General features: G+C 64.2%; 15 protein-coding genes. 8 read left to right on the forward strand and 7 right to left on the reverse strand.

Features of this window, described 5'->3' with window-relative positions; translation table 11 throughout:
* Nucleotides 1–66: 66 nt before the first annotated feature.
* The 3 genes from gshB to rsmI are packed head-to-tail and all read right to left on the reverse strand — an operon-like array spanning nt 67 to nt 2285.
* Nucleotides 67–1035 (reverse strand): glutathione synthase, encoded by a 969-nt coding sequence (gene gshB, locus K4G67_RS05700; RefSeq protein ID WP_338026396.1) that lies wholly within the window; start codon nt 1033–1035, stop codon nt 67–69.
* 39 nt (nt 1036–1074) lie between these two features.
* The gene (locus K4G67_RS05705; RefSeq protein WP_239805420.1) at nt 1075–1425 is read right to left on the reverse strand and encodes a YraN family protein; all 351 of its coding nucleotides are present in this window, start codon (nt 1423–1425) and stop codon (nt 1075–1077) included.
* Nucleotides 1422–2285 carry a 16S rRNA (cytidine(1402)-2'-O)-methyltransferase gene (rsmI, locus tag K4G67_RS05710; protein WP_239805421.1) on the reverse strand — a complete coding sequence of 288 codons (864 nt, stop codon included), beginning with the start codon at nt 2283–2285 and terminating at the stop codon, nt 1422–1424. Before rsmI ends, K4G67_RS05705 begins: the two co-directional genes overlap by 4 nt.
* On the opposite strand from rsmI, the gene K4G67_RS05715 reads away from it, so the two are divergent.
* The 4 genes from K4G67_RS05715 (at nt 2256) to K4G67_RS05730 (ending at nt 7769) form a co-directional block, all read left to right on the forward strand.
* Nucleotides 2256–3548, forward strand: coding sequence for a penicillin-binding protein activator (locus K4G67_RS05715; RefSeq protein WP_239805422.1), 1293 nt, complete (start codon nt 2256–2258; stop codon nt 3546–3548). The two genes, rsmI and K4G67_RS05715, sit on opposite strands and share 30 nt — an antisense overlap.
* Nucleotides 3549–3642: 94 nt before the next feature.
* Complete coding sequence (gene parE, locus K4G67_RS05720; protein ID WP_420829998.1) at nt 3643–5640, forward strand: DNA topoisomerase IV subunit B; 1998 nt, start codon at nt 3643–3645, stop codon at nt 5638–5640.
* Nucleotides 5641–5734: 94 nt separating this feature from the next.
* Nucleotides 5735–6583, forward strand: coding sequence for an AAA family ATPase (locus K4G67_RS05725; RefSeq protein ID WP_239805424.1), 849 nt, complete (start codon nt 5735–5737; stop codon nt 6581–6583).
* Nucleotides 6584–6587: 4 nt separating this feature from the next.
* Nucleotides 6588–7769, forward strand: coding sequence for a vWA domain-containing protein (locus K4G67_RS05730; protein WP_239805425.1), 1182 nt, complete (start codon nt 6588–6590; stop codon nt 7767–7769).
* 1 nt (nt 7770) lies between these two features.
* Here the strand turns inward: K4G67_RS05730 and K4G67_RS05735 are convergent, their stop codons facing one another.
* Together K4G67_RS05735 and K4G67_RS05740 are read right to left on the reverse strand one after the other, a co-directional pair.
* Nucleotides 7771–8970, reverse strand: a complete 1200-nt coding sequence (locus tag K4G67_RS05735; protein WP_239805426.1) for an exo-beta-N-acetylmuramidase NamZ family protein — start codon at nt 8968–8970, stop codon at nt 7771–7773.
* Entirely contained in the window at nt 8967–9521 is a 555-nt protein-coding gene (locus K4G67_RS05740) for a DOMON-like domain-containing protein (RefSeq protein ID WP_239805427.1), read from the reverse strand. Before K4G67_RS05740 ends, K4G67_RS05735 begins: the two co-directional genes overlap by 4 nt.
* An 83-nt stretch (nt 9522–9604) precedes the next feature.
* On the opposite strand from K4G67_RS05740, the gene tyrS reads away from it, so the two are divergent.
* From tyrS to K4G67_RS05755, 3 genes are all read left to right on the forward strand, one after another.
* A complete protein-coding gene (tyrS, locus tag K4G67_RS05745) occupies nt 9605–10828 on the forward strand; it encodes a tyrosine--tRNA ligase (RefSeq protein WP_239805428.1) in 1224 nt (407 codons plus the stop codon).
* Nucleotides 10829–10910: 82 nt separating this feature from the next.
* Entirely contained in the window at nt 10911–11261 is a 351-nt protein-coding gene (locus tag K4G67_RS05750) for a PilZ domain-containing protein (protein WP_239805429.1), read from the forward strand.
* A 60-nt stretch (nt 11262–11321) separates the two neighbouring features.
* A complete protein-coding gene (locus K4G67_RS05755) occupies nt 11322–12068 on the forward strand; it encodes an NYN domain-containing protein (RefSeq protein ID WP_239805430.1) in 747 nt (248 codons plus the stop codon).
* Between the two features lie 77 nt (nt 12069–12145).
* Here K4G67_RS05755 and K4G67_RS05760 read toward each other — a convergent pair whose 3' ends face one another.
* Complete coding sequence (locus K4G67_RS05760) at nt 12146–13507, reverse strand: hypothetical protein (protein ID WP_239805431.1); 1362 nt, start codon at nt 13505–13507, stop codon at nt 12146–12148.
* 391 nt (nt 13508–13898) lie between these two features.
* Between K4G67_RS05760 and gyrA the strand changes: the two genes are divergently transcribed.
* Nucleotides 13899–16604: a DNA gyrase subunit A gene (gene gyrA, locus K4G67_RS05765; protein ID WP_420830003.1), complete on the forward strand. Its 2706-nt coding sequence runs from the start codon at nt 13899–13901 to the stop codon at nt 16602–16604.
* A gap of 14 nt (nt 16605–16618) precedes the next feature.
* Here gyrA and K4G67_RS05770 read toward each other — a convergent pair whose 3' ends face one another.
* On the reverse strand, nt 16619–17275 hold the full coding sequence (locus K4G67_RS05770; protein WP_239805433.1) for a lysoplasmalogenase family protein: 657 nt from the start codon (nt 17273–17275) through the stop codon (nt 16619–16621).
* Nucleotide 17276 lies beyond the last annotated feature (1 nt).

The following is a 17276-nucleotide window of genomic DNA, read 5'->3' on the forward strand; positions in this document are numbered from 1 at the left end:
TTGGTCCATAACGGTACCCCAACCCCTGGAACCGGCAAAAGCTCCGACACCCGGCTCGTGCGGAAATCAGGATCGCGCCCGCGCGGCGATCCGGCGCTCAATCGCGGTCCAGATCATGCCGGCGCAATCGCTGTTATTGAAACGGTCGATGGCGACGATGCCGGTGGGCGAGGTCACGTTGATCTCGGTCAGCCATTCGCCGCCGATCACGTCGATGCCCACGAACGTCAGCCCCTTTTCACGCAGGTCCGGCCCCATCGCATCGCAGATCTCACGCTCACGCGGGGTCAGATCCGCCGCCTCGGCAAAACCGCCCTGCGCCAGGTTGGATCGGAACTCCCCCTCGCCCGGCTTGCGATTGATGGCGCCGGCCACCTCCCCGTCGATCAGCACGATGCGCTTGTCGCCCTTCGCCACTTCGGGAAGGAAGGGCTGCACCATGTGCGGTTCGGGCCAGGTCTGATTGAACATTTCCATCAATGCGGAAAGGTTCGCGCCATCGGCATCGACGCGGAACACCGCCTTCCCCCCATTGCCGTGCAGGGGTTTGAGCACGATCGCGCCGTGCTTTTCCTGAAAACGCCGCACCTCCTCGATCCGCCGGGTGATGAGCGTGGGCGGCATGAAGCGCGCGTAATCGAGAACATAGACCTTTTCCGGCGCATTGCGCACCGAAACCGGGTCGTTCACCACCAGCGTCTCACCCGCAATCCGCTCCAGCAGCCAGGTGCCGGTGAGATAGCCGATGTCGAACGGCGGATCCTGTCGCATCAGCACGACATCGACATCGCGGCCAAGGTCGATCGTGCGATGATCGCCCATGTCGAAATGAGCGCCGGCAACATCGCGAACCGTCACCGGCGCGGCAAAGGCGGTGACGCGCCCGTCCTGCCAGCTCAACGAACGCACGTCATAATGGAACAGCGTATGGCCCCGGCCCTGCGCCGCCATCATCAATGCAAAGCTGCTGTCGCCTGCGATGTTGATCGAATCCATCGGGTCCATCTGGACGGCGACGCGCAATTGTTCGGACACTGGGCAATTCTCCGCAAAGCTTCGGGCGTTTTCGGCAGATCAGAACTGCCCCGCGTTTTCCAGATGGCGCGGCATGTGGCCGGGCGCAAGGAGCAGCACGTCGATCCGGCAATCGTCGCCGTCCTGCATATAGTCGTGCATGGCGATCGCGGCGGCGGCGCTGACCCGTGAAAGGCGCCGTGCATCGATGGCGGTGTCGAGATCGGCGGCGCGGGCACGCCATTTCACTTCCACGAACACGACCATGGTTTCGCGCCGGGCGACGATGTCGATTTCGCCGCCCGCATTTCGGACCCGCTCGGCAAGGATGCGATACCCCTTCGATTGCAGATATTGCGCGGCGCTGCGTTCGGCGGTGCGGCCACGCTTTTCGGCGATTTGCCGCTTCATGATGATTTCAATTCCATGGCGCGGGCATAGAGCGCCTTGCGATCGAGGCCGTGCGCCTTGGCGACATGGGCGGCGGCCTGGCTCGGCTTGCGCTGCGCCATTTCGGCGCGAAGGGCCGCATCGACGTCGATATCCTGCGCCGCCGTCGCCACCGGCGGGCCGATCATCAAGACGATCTCCCCCTTGGGCGGGTGCGCGGTGTAGTGATCGGCCAGCGCGGCGGCCGATGCCGTGCGGCATTCCTCGAACTTCTTGGTCAGTTCGCGCGCGACGGAGACTTCCCGCTCCGGGCAGGTGGCCGCGATCGCACCCAACGCCGAAACCAGCCGCGGCCCGGTTTCGTAGAACACCAGCGTCGCTTCCACCGCGCCCAGTTCGGCGAGCACGTCGGCGCGCGCCTTGTCCTTCGCCGGAAAGAACCCAGCGAACAGGAACCGGTCCGTCGGCAGGCCCGACAGGGTGAGCGCGACCACCGCCGCGCTCGGCCCCGGCAGGCTGGTGATGGGAAGACCCGCCTCGCGCGCCGCCCGCACCAGCCTGTATCCCGGGTCGGAGATCAGCGGCGTTCCCGCGTCCGACACCAGCGCGACGGCATTGTCCGTCATCAGCCCGAGCAGATAGTCGCGCGTGTCCCCGCTCGCATGATCGTCATAACGCAACAGCCGCTTCTTCACCCCGATATGGTGGAGCAGTTTTCCCGCGACGCGCGTATCCTCGCACGCGACAGCGTCGCAGCGGGAGAGCACATCGGCGGCGCGAATTGTCATGTCGCCAAGATTGCCAATCGGCGTGGCGACAATATAAAGACCCGGAGAAAGGGGCCTGCCATCATGCTGGCCGGGAACGGCATTTTCGGTCATGGCATCGTGATGCACGTGTATATCGAGGAGTTGCAAGCAATGTTTGAACGGGCCGCAGCCAATCTGGCGGACAAGCCGGCGGCAGGGGAACGCCCCGGCACGCTCACGCGCGGGGCGTTCCTTCGCCGCGGGCTGACGGGCGCGCTTGCGCTTTCGCTCGCCGGGTGCGCGGGCATCATTCCGGGCAGCGACCGCGCCCCGCCCCCGCCCCCGCCGCCAAGCGATACGGGGCCGACCGCCGAACGCCTCCCCGACGCGGACGAGGATCGGCACCGCGTCGCCCTGCTCGTGCCATTGTCCGGCGACAATGCGGCGGTGGGCCAATCCATCGCCAATGCGACCACGATGGCGCTGCTCGACACCAATACGTCCAACATCCGCATCACAACCTACGACACGGCGAGCCAGCCCGGCATTGCGGCGGAGCGTGCGATCGCGGATGGCAACCGGCTCATCCTTGGCCCGCTTCTTTCGGACAATATCGACAATATCGCCCGCGTCGCCGGCCCCGCGCGCGTGCCGATCATCAGCTTCTCCAACGACAGCCAGGCTTCGGGCCGCGGCGTCTATATCATGGGACAGGTGCCGGAACAGTCGATCGACCGCACGATGCGCTATGCCGCGGGGCAAGGCGTGCGCGATTTCGCGGCGCTGGTTCCCGAAGGGGAATATGGCCGCCGCGCGTCGGAGGCGATGGTACGCACCGCGCGCGATCTCGACGTGCGGATCGCCGGCGTCGAAACCTACGACCGCAGCGCGAGCTCCATCACGGCGGCTGCCGATCGCCTTTCGGCGCAGGGCGGGTTCGGCGCGGTGCTGATCGCCGATGGTGCGCGTGTCGCGGTGCGCGCGGCGCCCCTGCTGCGCGACCGGAACGCCTCGGCCCGGTTCCTCGGCACCGAATTGTGGAGCGGAGAGGCGGACATCGCCGAAAGCAGGGCGCTGCGCGGTGCGTGGTTCTCCGCCATTTCGGACGGACGCTATCGCCGGTTCAGCGACAGCTATCGCTCCCGCTTCGGCAGTGCGCCCTATCGCGTGGCGACGCTGGGCTACGATGCGGTGCTGCTCGCCATCAATATCGCGCAGGATTGGCCCGTCGGCACGCGCTTCCCGCTTGAAAAGCTGGAGGACGAAGGCGGTTTCATCGGGCTTGACGGGGCGTTCCGTTTCGATCGCGACGGCGAGATCGAACGCATGTTCGAAGTGCGCGAAGTCACCGCGAACGGCATGCGCGTCGTGTCGGAGGCACCCACCGCCTTTTGATGCGATGCGGCGTCCGACGGACCGCGGCCAAAACGGGACATAAGCCGAACGGCGCGCTTGCCAGTGCGCCGTTCGGGCCGCTAGTCTGATGGCCATGTCAGACGACGATCTTTTCGAAAACGCGCCCTCGCCCTCGGGGGAAAACTACGACGGCTCCTCGATCGAGGTGCTCGAAGGGCTGGAACCGGTGCGCCGGCGCCCCGGCATGTACATCGGCGGCACCGACGAACGCGCGCTGCACCATCTCGCCGCCGAAGTCATCGACAACGCCATGGACGAGGCGGTCGCCGGCCACGCCAACCGGATCGAGGTCACGCTTGAGGAAGGCAACCGCCTGACGGTGAGCGACAACGGTCGCGGCATTCCGGTCGACGAACACCCCAAATATCCGGGGCAATCCGCGCTCGAGGTGATCCTGACCACGCTGCATTCCGGCGGCAAGTTTTCGGGCAAGGCCTACGCGACGAGCGGCGGCCTCCACGGTGTCGGCGTGTCGGTCGTCAACGCGCTCAGCAGCCTGACGCGGGTCGAGGTCGCGCGCAACAAGGAGCTGTTCGCACAGGAATTTTCGCGCGGGCTGCCGCAGGGCAAGCTTGAAAAGATCGGCGCCGCCCCCAACCGCCGCGGCACCACGGTCAGCTTTACCCCCGACACCGAGATTTTCGGCAAGCAGCAGTTCAGGCCCGCGCGCCTGTTCCGCCTGACCCGGTCGAAGGCGTATCTGTTCGCAGGGGTCGAAATCCGCTGGAAATGCGCGGCTTCGCTGGCGAGCGACGATGTACCGCAGGAGGCGGTGTTTCAGTTTCCCGGCGGGCTTGCCGACCATCTGCGCGAACAGATCGGCAGCCGCGAATGCGCCACGACCGATTTCTTTGCCGGAAGTCAGGATTTTCCGAAGGGCGAGGACGGTTCGGATCAGGGGCGCGTCGAATGGGCGATCGCCTGGCCGCTCTATTCCGATGGTTCCTACAGCTGGTATTGCAACACCATCCCGACGCCCGACGGCGGCACGCATGAGCAGGGTCTTCGCGCCGCGCTGACCAAGGGATTGCGCGCCTTTGCCGAACTGACCGGCGTGAAGAAGGCCAAGGACATCACCCCCGACGATGTCACCAATGGCAGCGAGATCATGCTCTCGCTCTTCATCCGCGACCCGCAGTTTCAGTCGCAGACGAAGGACCGCCTGACCTCGCCGGAGGCTGCGCGGCTGGTCGAAAACGCGATGCGCGACCATTTCGACCATTTCCTCACCGCGAACATGGACAGGGGCAAGGCGCTGCTGTCCCAGGTGATGGAGCGCATGGACGAACGCCTGCGCCGCAAGCAGGAGCGCGAGGTCAAGCGCAAGACTGCCACCAATGCGCGAAAACTGCGCCTTCCCGGCAAGCTGACCGATTGTTCGGGCGAACCCGGCCGCGACACCGAATTGTTCATTGTCGAAGGCGACTCCGCCGGCGGCAGCGCAAAGCAGGCGCGCGACCGCAAGACGCAGGCGATTCTGCCCATTCGCGGTAAGATCCTGAATGTCGCCTCGGCCAGCCTCGACAAGATCCGCGCCAATTCGGAAATCGCGGACCTGATGCTCGCCATCGGTTGCGGGGTGCGCAAGGATTGCGACCCGGACAATCTGCGTTACGACCGCATCATCATCATGACCGACGCCGATGTCGACGGCGCGCATATCGCGACGCTGCTGATGACATTCTTCTTTCAAGAAATGCCCGACATCGTGCGCGGCGGTCACCTTTATCTGGCGCAGCCGCCGCTTTACCGGCTCACCGCGGGCAAGGAGAGCCGCTATGCCCACGACGATGCCCATCGGGCCGAGTTGGAGGCGACGGTGTTCAAGGGCAGGAAGGTCGATGTCGGCCGGTTCAAGGGCCTTGGCGAGATGAATCCGCAGCAATTGCGCGAAACCACGATGGCCCCCGAAAGCCGCAGCCTGATCCGCATCACCCTGCCCCCCGAATTCGAGCAGCGCGCCGCGGTCAAGGAGCTTGTCGATCAGCTCATGGGCCGCAATCCCGAGCATCGCTTCAACTTCATTCAGAACCGCGCCGGCGAACTCGACCGCGACATGATCGACGCCTGATCGCGGGCCCCAAGATACGGCGGGGCTTGTCCCAATGGCCGGGACCGTGGCACGAAGGCACGCGAACACGAACACACGATCGGCAGGACAGGCAATGAAAGAACGTTTCGAAGGCACCAGCAACTATGTGGCGACCGACGATCTCAAGGTCGCGGTCAACGCCGCGGTGACGCTGCGCCGCCCGCTGCTCATCAAGGGGGAACCGGGCACGGGCAAGACCGTGCTCGCCCATGAAATAAGCAAGGCTACCGGTGCGCCGCTCATCGAATGGAACGTCAAATCCACGACGAAGGCGCAGCAGGGGCTTTATGAATATGATGCCGTCGCCCGCCTTCGCGATGGACAGCTTGGCGACGAGCGCGTGCACGACATCGGCAATTACATCCGCAAGGGCAAGCTGTGGGAGGCGTTCACCAGCCCGGACCTCCCCGTGCTGCTCATCGACGAGATCGACAAGGCGGATATCGAGTTTCCGAACGACCTTCTTCAGGAACTCGACCGGATGAGCTTCGACGTTTACGAAACCGGCGAGCGGGTCGAGGCGAAGGAACGCCCCATCGTGGTCATCACCTCGAACAATGAGAAGGAACTGCCCGACGCGTTCCTTCGCCGCTGCTTCTTCCACTACATCAAGTTTCCGGACCGGGAGACGATGGAGGCGATCATCGCCGTCCACTTCCCGGATATTCAGAACCGCCTGGTGAGCGAGGCGCTCGAAATCTTCTACGAATTGCGGGAGGTTCCGGGCCTGAAGAAGAAGCCCAGCACGTCGGAACTGCTCGACTGGCTGAAACTGCTTCTGGTCGAGGACATGCCGATGGACGTGTTGCAAAGCCGCGACTCTGCAAAGGCGATCCCTCCCCTGCACGGTGCCCTGCTCAAGAACGAGCAGGATGTGATGCTGCTCGAAAGGCTGGCCTTCCTCGCCCGGCGGGAGCGGTGAAAACGTGTTTCTGGGCTTTCTCGACGAATTGCGCGCAGCAGGAATCAAGGCCAGCCTGAAGGAGCATCTGCTTCTTCTCGAAGCGCTCGACCGCGATGTGATCGACCGCACGCCCGAGGCGTTCTATTACCTGTCCCGCGCGATCTATGTGAAGGACGAAGGCCTTCTCGACCGCTTCGACCAGGTGTTTCACAAGGTGTTCGAAGGGGTTCTGGCCGACATGGGACAGGACGCGGTGGACATTCCCGAGGACTGGCTGCGCGCGATTGCGGAAAAATATCTGTCGCCCGAAGAAATGGAGAAGATTGAGGCGCTCGGCGACTGGGACGAGATCATGGAGACGTTGAAGAAACGACTCGAGGAACAGGAAGGGCGTCACGAGGGCGGCAACAAGTGGATCGGCACGGGCGGCACCTCGCCATTCGGCCATTCGGGTTACAACCCCGCCGGCATCCGCATCGGCGGCAAGAGCCGGCACCGCCGCGCGATCAAGGTCTGGGAAAAGCGGGAGTTCGCCGATCTCGACAATTCGCACGAGCTTGGCACGCGCAACATCAAGATGGCACTGCGCCGCCTGCGCCGGTTCGCGCGGGAGGGCGCGGCGGACGAGCTCGACCTCGATGCGACAATTCGCGGCACCGCGCGACAAGGGTATCTCGACCTCAAGATGCGTCCGGAACGGCGCAATGCGGTGAAATTGCTGCTGTTCCTCGACGTGGGCGGCTCGATGGACCCGCATATCCGCGACGTGGAGGAATTGTTCAGCGCGGCCACTGCGGAGTTCAAGAACCTTGAATTCTTCTACTTCCACAATTGCCTGTACGAGGGGGTGTGGAAGGAAAACCGCCGCCGCTGGACCGATCGCACGCCGACATGGGACGTGCTTCACAAATATGGCCACGATTACAAGATCGTGTTCGTCGGCGATGCGGCCATGTCCCCCTACGAAATCGCGCATCCGGGCGGTTCGGTCGAACATATGAACCCCGAGGCCGGCGGCGTGTGGCTCAAACGCGTGGTCGATACCTATCCCGCGGCGGTGTGGCTCAATCCGGAGGAGCGACGCGCATGGGATCATACGCAATCGAACCGCATGATCCGCGACATCATGAACGACCGCATGTACCCCCTCACGATGGAGGGGCTGGAGGATGCGATGCGCGAGTTGAGCCGAAAGCGCGGCTAGTTCAATAAAGGAGCAGCGGCGCGATTTCGTCCCGCCATGCCGCCTCGTCCCGCGACGCGATGGCGTCGAGGTCGGCGGGCGTCGCGTCAGGATCGTCGACCCATTCGCGCAAGTCCGGGCCGCCATTGATCACGTCGATCGCCAGCCGGTCGAACTCGTATTCATAGGGAAAGTCGCGCCACAGATCATAATCGGGATACAGGCGCCGGATCGCCTTGAACGCCAGCGCCTGCAACCGCCAGGGGCGGAACGCCGCATGGTCGTAGAACGGCCCCTCCGCATGGATCATCAGTCCGTGACAAAGCGTGCCGGCATGTTTGTGAAACGTCGGCTCGAACCAGCATTCGCGGATTGCGCATCCCGCCAGCCATTCGGGCGCAAACCCGCGCATTTCGGTGAGCACCGCCTTCGCATCGATGTCGGGTGCGCCGAACAATATTTCGAGCGGGCGGGTCGTGCCGCGCCCTTCGGACACGGTCGCGCCTTCGATCATGACGGTCCCGGCATAGGCGCGCGCCATGTTCACATTGGCGGCATTCGGGCTGGGGTTGATCCACACCCGGTCCTGCGGCCAGCCATCGCCCGGGCCATCGGGCTGCCAGCCTTCCATCCCGATCACGCGATATTCCACGTCGAGCCCGAAATGCGCCACGAACCAGTGCCCCATCTCGCCCAGGGTCAGCCCGTGACGCATCGGCATCGGCCCTGCACCGACGAAGCTTTCCTGCCCTGCGCGTAAAATCGTGCCCTCCACCGGGCGCCCGGCGGGGTTGGGCCGGTCGAGCACCCAGACCGCCTTCCCGCTCTTCGCCGCAGCCTCCAGCATGTAGAGCAGCGTCGTCACGAAGGTGTAGATCCGGCAGCCCAGATCCTGAAGATCGAAGAGGAACACATCGGCGCTGTCCATCATCGCGTCGGTCGGGCGGCGCACCTCGCCATAAAGGCTGAAGACCGGGATGTGGTAATCGGGATCCGTCTCATCCGCGGTTTCGACCATGTTGTCCTGCTTGTCCCCCTTCAGCCCATGCTGCGGGCCGAAGGCGGCGGATAGGGTGATCCCCTCGCACGCGGCGAGCGCGTCGAGCGAATGGGTCAGATCCGCCGTGACGGATGCAGGATGAGCCACCAGCGCAACGCGGCGCCCGATGAGCGGGCCGCGCAGTTCCGCATCGGCGATGAGGCGATCAATACCGAATTTCATGGGTTCACCGGTGGCGAAATCTGCATGGCAAAGCAAGCCGGTGCGTGAAAATCGGGTCGCCCCTCCCCATGGGCCAAAGCCCAGAAATCGCGATCCCCGCTGGTCCGTTCGATCACCGCGCAAAGACCGACCGCCAATGGCTGCGCGCCCGTGACCGGCCAGACATCGACGGCGACGCGCGCCGCCGCGACATCGCCCATCCGCAAATCGATCACCGGCGGAAAGGTCGCGGGCGGCGGGCTGATCGGCGTGCGATAACCGGCAAATTCATACGCGGCCCAGCATCCGTCCGGCGCGAAGTTCCATTCGTGGTAACCGCCGCCCTCGCCCATTGCGAACAATTCGAAGCATGTATGCTGCCATAACCCATCGGTGCGTTCGGGCGTGCGGCGCGGCGGCCAGACGATGCCGCCAATATCGCCTTTGACGCGATAGTCGATGAGCCAGCGCCCGTCGGATGCGAAGTGAACCCTCGCCGACACCACATAGGGCGCCGCATCGCCCGCCGGATGCGGGATCAGTGCGATCCATTCGTCGTCATTCATCGCCATGCGCTTCGCCTTCCCCCTACCCGCGCGGCGGAACCCGTGTTACGGGCGCCGCGCAAACCATTCTTGCCGGACGGACAGCCACGATGACCTACAAATCCCAATTGCTTCGCACGCTGGACGAACGCGGCTATATCCATCAGGCGACCGATGCCGACGCGCTCGACACGCTCGCGGCAAGGCAGATCGTGCCCGGCTATATCGGGTTCGATCCCACGGCGCCATCGCTGCATGTCGGGTCGCTGGTACAGATCATGATGCTGCGCCGGTTGCAGCAGGCCGGGCACAAGCCGATCGTCGTCATGGGCGGCGGCACGGGCAAGATCGGCGACCCCAGCTTCAAGGACGAGGCCCGTTCGATGATGACGGACGACGTCATCGCGGCCAATGTCGCCTCCATCCGCAAGGTGTTTTCGCGCTTGCTGACCTTCGGCGACGGGCCGACCGATGCGGTCATGGTCGACAATGCGGAATGGCTCGATAAGCTCGAATACATCCCGTTCCTGCGCGACATTGGGCAGCATTTTTCGGTCAATCGCATGCTGAGCTTCGATTCGGTGAAGCTGCGGCTCGATCGCGAACAATCCTTGAGCTTCCTCGAATTCAATTACATGATCTTGCAGGCGTATGATTTCCGCGAATTGTCGCGCCGCTACGATTGCCGGTTGCAGATGGGCGGATCGGATCAGTGGGGCAATATCGTCAACGGGATCGAACTCACGCGCCGCGTCGATGCGCGCGAGGTGTACGGGCTGACGACGCCGTTGTTGACGACGGCGGACGGCGCGAAGATGGGCAAGTCGGTGAACGGGGCGGTATGGCTTAACGAAGACATGCTGCCGGCGTATGATTTCTGGCAATACTGGCGCAATTGCGACGACCGGGACGTGGGCCGGTTCCTGCGGCTTTTTACCGATCTGCCGCTCGCCGAAATTGCGGAGCTGGAGGCGGCGGAGGGCGCCGGGATCAATGCGGCCAAGATCCGGCTTGCCAACGAGGTCACCGCCCTTTGCCGGGGCGAGGATGCCGCACAAAAGGCCGAAGCCACGGCGCAGGCCACCTTTGCGGCGGGCGGCGTTGGCGGCGATCTTCCCGTGTTCGCGGTGCCGGCGGAGGGCGTCGGCATCGTCGATGCGCTTATCGGTGTGGGCTTTGCCAAGTCGAAGGGCGAGGCACGCCGCCTGATCGCGGGCGGCGGCGCCCGGTTGAACGGCGAACAGGTCGCGGACGAAACCCTGCATATCGCGGCCCCTGCCGAAGACATGCGCATTTCGGCCGGAAAGAAGCGCCACGGCATCCTGCGCGGCTGAGCGCCGACCTGCGCCCGACGCGTAGGCGTCTGTTTACCAAATGTTATCCAGTGGATCGTAAGCCGATGATCTGGATCAACATATGGGGGCGCAGGTGCAGGGCGGCGCACGGCTATCGGTCACGGATCTTCGCAGGGCGACACGCCACCCGGTCGACTACCCGGTGGTGGCGGACCACCGCATCCACGGCGATCTGCCGATGCGCCTTTGCAATATCTCCGCAAACGGCTTCATGGCGCAAAGCGATGTCGTGCTCGATCGCGGGGAGAGGCTTACCGTGCGGCTGCCCGAAATCGGCCGGATCGAGGCACATGTCATCTGGTCCGCGGACAGGCGCGCCGGGTGCCAACTCGAACGCGTGATCCCGCCCGACCGCTTTGCCGAAATGTTGTCGCAGATGAGACCCAGGGCGCGCATTCGTCCGCGCGGATGATGCGGTCATGCGCCGGCGATCGGCCTTGCATTGGCGGGCGCGCCGTCGCACAGGGGCGATATGTCTGATGCTCTTCTTTCCAACATTGCGCTTCTTATCGATGCCGACAATGTCACGCCCGCCGGGATCGATCCGGTCCTGACCGTTCTTGCCGAACTTGGGCAGGTGAATATCCGCCGCGCCTACGGCAATTGGGCCAAGCCTCAACTGGCGAAATGGCGCGACATCACGAACCAGTTCGGCATCCACCCGCAACAGCAATTCGACCTGACGAAGGGGAAGAACGCCACCGACATGGCGATGACGATCGATGCGATCGACCTGCTCTATCGCGGGAAGGTCGACGGTTTCGGTATCATGTCGTCGGATAGCGATTTTACCCCCCTCGCCACCCGGCTCCGGCAGGACGGGCTCGTCGTTTACGGCTTCGGCAGCGCGGACCGTGCGCCCGACGCGTTCAAGACCGCCTGCACCCGCTTCATCAACATCGACGCGCTCATCGCCGGCGATGCGGAGGATACCGGCACCGCCGGCCGCCGTTCCGACGAGGAGGGTAAGCCGCGCAAGCCCAAGCGCGCCGCCGTGGACGAGGAACTGGTTCAGTTGCTGGGCAAGGCATTCCGCGCGGCCAATCGCGACGACGAAGGCTATGCCCGCATGGGGGAGGTCGGCCAGATCGCCGGCAACCGTTCCAGCTTCGACGTGCGCAATTATGGATACAAGCGGCTCATCGACCTGATGCGGGAACTGGACCAGTTCGATGTTGTCATGCGCAATGGGCAGCCGTTCATCAAACGCATGCGCTGACCCCCTCATTCTCAAACGGCGGAACGAAAAAGGGCGGCCCCGCGAGGCCGCCCTTCTCGTTTCGATGCATCAGGCCGTCAGCTGGCCATCTGCGTATCGACATAGGCCACCCACGCCCGCGCAAGGCTGGTGCGGTTGCCGGTCTGGATCTGCTCGAACGTGCTCTTGGCTTCGGCGAACTGACCCATGTCGGCCAGCGCGATGCCGAGCCCGGTCAGCGCCTTTTCCTTGTCCACGCCGCCCTTTTCGAGCGCCACGCGATACAGCGCGGCCGCCTCGCTCGACTTTTCATAGCCGAGGTAGATGTCGGCCAGCGTCATCGCGTCCTTGCCAGTCGCGGCGTTGCGGGCGCCGGCGGCGTCGGTATTGATTTCCGCCAACACCGAGTCATAGCGCGCATTGGCGGTCGAGAGCGTCTCGGTCACGGCCTGCGCATTGCGGTCGAGAACGCCCGCTTCGATACCGGCATTGGCGACGGCGCGTGCCTCGCCCGGACGCAGGCGGGGGTCGGTCTGGTACAGATAGGCGAGAAACTGACGCTCGTCCGAAATCGCATTCTCACGCAGCATCAGCCGCAGGAGGTCGAGCTCTTCCTCCTCGGTATAGGGGGAGAGCGAAGCGACCACGCTATAGGCCTGCTTGCGCTGATCCGTGCTGGGCGATGCCTCGAGCGTGCGCAGGGCCCATTCGAAAGCCTGATCGTTGAGACCGTTGTTCGCCGCCACGGCGAGACCGCGGAAGACGAGATCGGTCTGCGGCTGACCGGTGGCGGTGCGGCGCGCCTCGATCGCGTCATTCAGCTTCACCAGGCCTTCTTCGTGCATGTTGTCGGCCAGATAGCTCTCGGCGAGCAGCATGCGGACGTCGTTCTCGGTATAACCGGCGGCGATCGCCTTGGGCAGCGCCTCGCGCGCACCGGCATAATCGCCCGAATCATAGGCGAGAGCGCCCGAGAAATACTGATAGGTGGGCACGTTCTCCGCCGGGGCCAACCCGCTGGCGAGCATCATATCGATGCCGCGCTTCTGAAGCGTCGGGTCGAACATCAGCTGCCCTGCGTTCAGCGCGATCTGACCGACGAAATACCGGTCGTCCGGCTTCGTCGCGGCGGCGGCGGCGGCGTCGATCTTCGCGCGAATACCGCCGAGTGCCTGATCCACGCTGTTCTGCGCCGCGGTCAACTGCGCCTGCGCCTGCTGCTTTGCGGCGGGTTCGCGCGCGCTGACGAAAGCCTGACGCGCCTGCTGCGCCTGCTGCGAGGCGGTGGTGACGGCGGCGTTTTCCTTCGCGCCCTGAACGGCCGTCTGCAGTTCGGCGGCGGTGGGACGGAATTCCTTCGAAATCTTGATATCCTGCGCCATCGCGGGCGCTGCACCCGCACCAACGGCGCCGGTCGAAAGCGCGAGCGCGAGCGCAATGCGGGAAATGGAACGTTTCATATTCATCTTTCTCCACCAAAACTTGACAGCCAGCGGGCTTTCGCCACTGACCGAACGAAACACACATGGCGTCAAATGCCGCCAAAAATCCGCGAACGCAACCGTGCCCCGCGTCATCTCTCTTGCCCGCCTTATGCGGGGGATACGCTGAATAGCGATTGAATGGGCTGCGCGAACGATCCGCCTGACCCTGTGGAAAAGCATGGGGTCGCGGCCCGGGCGAAGGGTCGTTCGACTGGCATTCGCGCGCCCCGTGCCCTAGGGTCGCGGCGCACCGGCGAATGTCCGGACAATGACAGTTGATAAAAGAGAGCCAACCGGCGTGAACGACCTGACCGATACCCTCCCTCAGCGCGGGCCCGACATCGAACCGATCGACATCGTCGATGAGATGAAGTCCAGCTATCTCGATTACGCGATGAGCGTGATCGTATCGCGTGCGCTTCCCGACGTGCGCGACGGGCTGAAACCGGTGCACCGCCGCATCCTCTACAGCTGTCAGGAAGCGGGATACGTCGCGGGACGCCCCTATCGCAAGTCGAGCCGCATCGTCGGCGACGTCATGGGTAAGTATCACCCCCATGGCGACAGCGCGATCTACGACGCGCTGGCCCGCATGACGCAGGATTGGTCGATGCGCCTTCCGCTCATCGACGGGCAGGGCAATTTCGGCTCGATGGATCCCGATCCGCCCGCCGCCATGCGCTATACCGAGGCGCGGCTGGCGAAGGTTTCGGAATCGCTGCTTTCCGACATCGACAAGAACACCGTCGATTTCATCGACAATTACGACGGCAGCGAGAGCGAGCCTTCGGTCCTCCCCGCACGCTACCCCAACCTTCTGGTGAACGGCGCGGGCGGCATCGCGGTCGGCATGGCGACGAACATTCCCCCGCACAATCTGGGCGAGGTGATCAACGGCACGCTGGCGATGATGGACAATCCCGCCATCACCGTCGATGAACTGTTCGAGATCATTCCCGGTCCCGATTTCCCCACCGCGCCGCTCATCTTGGGGCAGACCGGCGCGCGTGCCGCCTATCGCGAAGGGCGCGGCTCCGTCCTGATGCGCTGCCGCCACGAGATCGAGACGGCGCGCGGCGACAAGCGTTCCATCGTGCTGACCTCCATCCCCTATCAGGTGGGGAAGAACAACCTGGTCGAGAAGATCGCCGAGGCCGCAAAGGACAAGCGGATCGAGGGCGTGTCCGACATTCGCGACGAATCCAACCGGGAGGGCATGCGCGTCGTCGTCGATCTGAAACGCGACGCCACGCCGGAGGTGGTGCTGAACCAGATCTGGCGCCACACGCCTGCACAATCGAGCTTCCCCGCCAATATGCTGGCGATCAGCGGCGGGCGTCCAATGACGCTGACGCTGCGCGATTTCCTTTCCCTGTTCATCCGCTTCCGCGAAGAGGTCATCACCCGGCGCACCAAGTTCGAGCTGAACAAGGCGCGCGAACGGGCGCATATCTTGCTCGGCCTCGTGATCGCGGTGACCAATCTCGACGAGGTGGTGCGCATCATCCGCGGGTCGGCGACCCCTGCCCTCGCCCGCGAAACCCTGCTGAAACGCGAATGGCCGATCGGCGATATCGCGCAATATCTGCGCCTGGTCGAAGCGATCGAGAGCGACGAGCACGAGGACAAGGACGCGACCTATCGTCTGTCCGAAACGCAGGTACGCGCCATCCTCGATCTGCGGCTGCACCGGCTTACCGCGCTCGGCCGCGACGAAATCGGCGAGGAGCTGGAAAAGCTCGCCAGGGCGATTGCCGAATATCTCGAAATCCTGTCCGACCGGGCAAAGCTCTATGCCGTCATGCGCGAGGAGCTGACGCAGGTGCGCGACACCTATGCGACGCCGCGCCTGTCCGAAATCGCACCGGCCTGGGACGGGCTCGAGGACGAGGACCTGATCGAACGGGACGAGATGGTCGTGACCGTGACGATGGACGGTTATATCAAGCGGACCCCGCTTTCGACCTTCCGCGCGCAGAACCGCGGCGGCAAGGGCCGCGCCGGCATGGCGACGAAGGACGAGGACGCCATTTCCGAGATGTTCGTGACGAGCACGCACAACCCGGTGCTGTTCTTCGCCAGCTCGGGCAAGGTCTATCGCCTCAAGGTCTGGAAACTGCCCGAAGGCGGTCCGGCGACGCGGGGCCGACCGATCGTCAACCTGCTCCCCTCACTCGACAAGGATGAAAGCATCGCGACCGTGCTGCCCTTGCCGGAGGATGAGGAAGGCTGGGGCGCGTTGAATGTCGTGTTTGCGACGGCGAAGGGCAACGTGCGCCGCAATTCGATGGATGCGTTCGCCAATATCCCGTCCAATGGCAAATTCGCGATGCGGTTCGACGACGACAGCGATGACCGCCTCATCGGCGTGGCCTTGCTGGAAAGCGGGGACGACGTTCTGCTCGCCACGCGGCAGGGCAAGGCGATACGTTTCGACGGAGAAGACGTACGCGAGTTTCAGAGCCGTACCTCCACCGGCGTGCGCGGCATGCGATTGAAGGACGATGACGAGGTCGTCTCGCTCTCCATCCTCGCCGGCGGAACCGCGACGCCGGAGGAACGCGACGCCTATCTGCGCATCGCCCCGTGGAAGAATGGCGACGATGCGACCGGCCTGTCCGACGATCACGCCGCCATGGCGGAAGCGGAGGAGTTCATCCTCACCATCTGTCAGAACGGCTATGGCAAGCTGTCCTCGGCTTACGAATACCGGCGCACCGGGCGCGGCGGTCAGGGTATCACCAATATCGACAATATCGCCCGCAACGGGCTCGTCGTGGCGAGCTTCAAGGCGGAAAAGACCGATCAGCTCATGCTCGTCACCGATCAGGCGAAACTGATCCGCATCGGGCTGGACAGCCTGCGCGTGATTGGACGGAGCAGCGCGGGTGTTCGCCTGTTCAATGTCGGCAAGAACGAGCATGTCGTATCGGTCGCGTTGATTGACGACGATGAAACGCCCGAAAACGCGGCCGAAGAGGCGATCGTGGAGGAAATGGTCGCCCGCGATACGCCCGTGACCACACCCGAAACCACGCAGGACCGCGACGACCCGACGCCGACGGATGTGTAAAGGTGCCGTCCGCCTCAGCCGCGCTCGCGCCTGAGGCGGACGACCACCCCGGTGCAGATCATCAGCACGCCCGTATAATAAAGCGGCCAGACCAGCGATCCCGCCACGGCAACGCTGCGCAGCGGACCGTTGACCGCGATCAACAGCAGGTCCGACAGCACGAACAGAACCGCCCCCGCCCCGATGCGGTAGCGTGAAAACCGGCTTTGCCACGCCATCGCCGCCATCGCACCGAGAATCAGCGCATAGCCCGCCACCATCCAGCGCCCCTCACCCCCGAATGCGAGCAGATACGCATCGAGCGGCACACCGATGGCCAAGGCGATCCCGACCAGCCTTTGCGACCGGGCCGGATTGACCCGCCGGTTGCGCGCGAACAGCCAGATGGCGAGCAAATGGCCGATGGCGTGCAGCACGCCGCCCGCCGCCAGCCACAATTCCTGCGCCATGTCGGCCAGTGCGTAGAGTGTCATCACTCCGGCAATAAGCGCGCCATCACGGCCCAGATGGCGTTGAAACGCATAAATCGCCAAAGCGCCGACGGCCGCGCCCTTCCATGCGATCTGGTAAAGGCCGGGCACGGCGCCGCCCGCAACGAACCACCAGCTAACCCCGAAAAACAGGCTGAGCAGCAGCCAGGGCCGTCGTTCGATCAAAGCGCGCTTTACCATG

This window comes from Croceicoccus hydrothermalis, assembly GCF_022378335.1.
GTDB lineage: Bacteria > Pseudomonadota > Alphaproteobacteria > Sphingomonadales > Sphingomonadaceae > Croceicoccus > Croceicoccus hydrothermalis.

Excerpts from the sequence above, each read along its gene's own strand:
- K4G67_RS05705 (WP_239805420.1), bottom strand. The coding sequence starts at position 1,425 with ATGAAGCGGCAAATCGCCGAAAAGCGTGGCCGCACCGCCGAACGCAGC.
- K4G67_RS05725 (WP_239805424.1), top strand. The coding sequence starts at position 5,735 with ATGAAAGAACGTTTCGAAGGCACCAGCAACTATGTGGCGACCGACGAT.
- parE (WP_420829998.1), top strand. The coding sequence starts at position 3,643 with ATGTCAGACGACGATCTTTTCGAAAACGCGCCCTCGCCCTCGGGGGAA.
- rsmI (WP_239805421.1), bottom strand. The coding sequence starts at position 2,285 with ATGACCGAAAATGCCGTTCCCGGCCAGCATGATGGCAGGCCCCTTTCT.
- K4G67_RS05770 (WP_239805433.1), bottom strand. The coding sequence starts at position 17,275 with ATGGTAAAGCGCGCTTTGATCGAACGACGGCCCTGGCTGCTGCTCAGC.
- K4G67_RS05740 (WP_239805427.1), bottom strand. The coding sequence starts at position 9,521 with ATGGCGATGAATGACGACGAATGGATCGCACTGATCCCGCATCCGGCG.
- K4G67_RS05755 (WP_239805430.1), top strand. The coding sequence starts at position 11,322 with ATGTCTGATGCTCTTCTTTCCAACATTGCGCTTCTTATCGATGCCGAC.
- K4G67_RS05750 (WP_239805429.1), top strand. The coding sequence starts at position 10,911 with ATGGGGGCGCAGGTGCAGGGCGGCGCACGGCTATCGGTCACGGATCTT.
- K4G67_RS05760 (WP_239805431.1), bottom strand. The coding sequence starts at position 13,507 with ATGAAACGTTCCATTTCCCGCATTGCGCTCGCGCTCGCGCTTTCGACC.
- gyrA (WP_420830003.1), top strand. The coding sequence starts at position 13,899 with ATGAAGTCCAGCTATCTCGATTACGCGATGAGCGTGATCGTATCGCGT.
- tyrS (WP_239805428.1), top strand. The coding sequence starts at position 9,605 with ATGACCTACAAATCCCAATTGCTTCGCACGCTGGACGAACGCGGCTAT.
- K4G67_RS05735 (WP_239805426.1), bottom strand. The coding sequence starts at position 8,970 with ATGAAATTCGGTATTGATCGCCTCATCGCCGATGCGGAACTGCGCGGC.
- K4G67_RS05715 (WP_239805422.1), top strand. The coding sequence starts at position 2,256 with ATGCTGGCCGGGAACGGCATTTTCGGTCATGGCATCGTGATGCACGTG.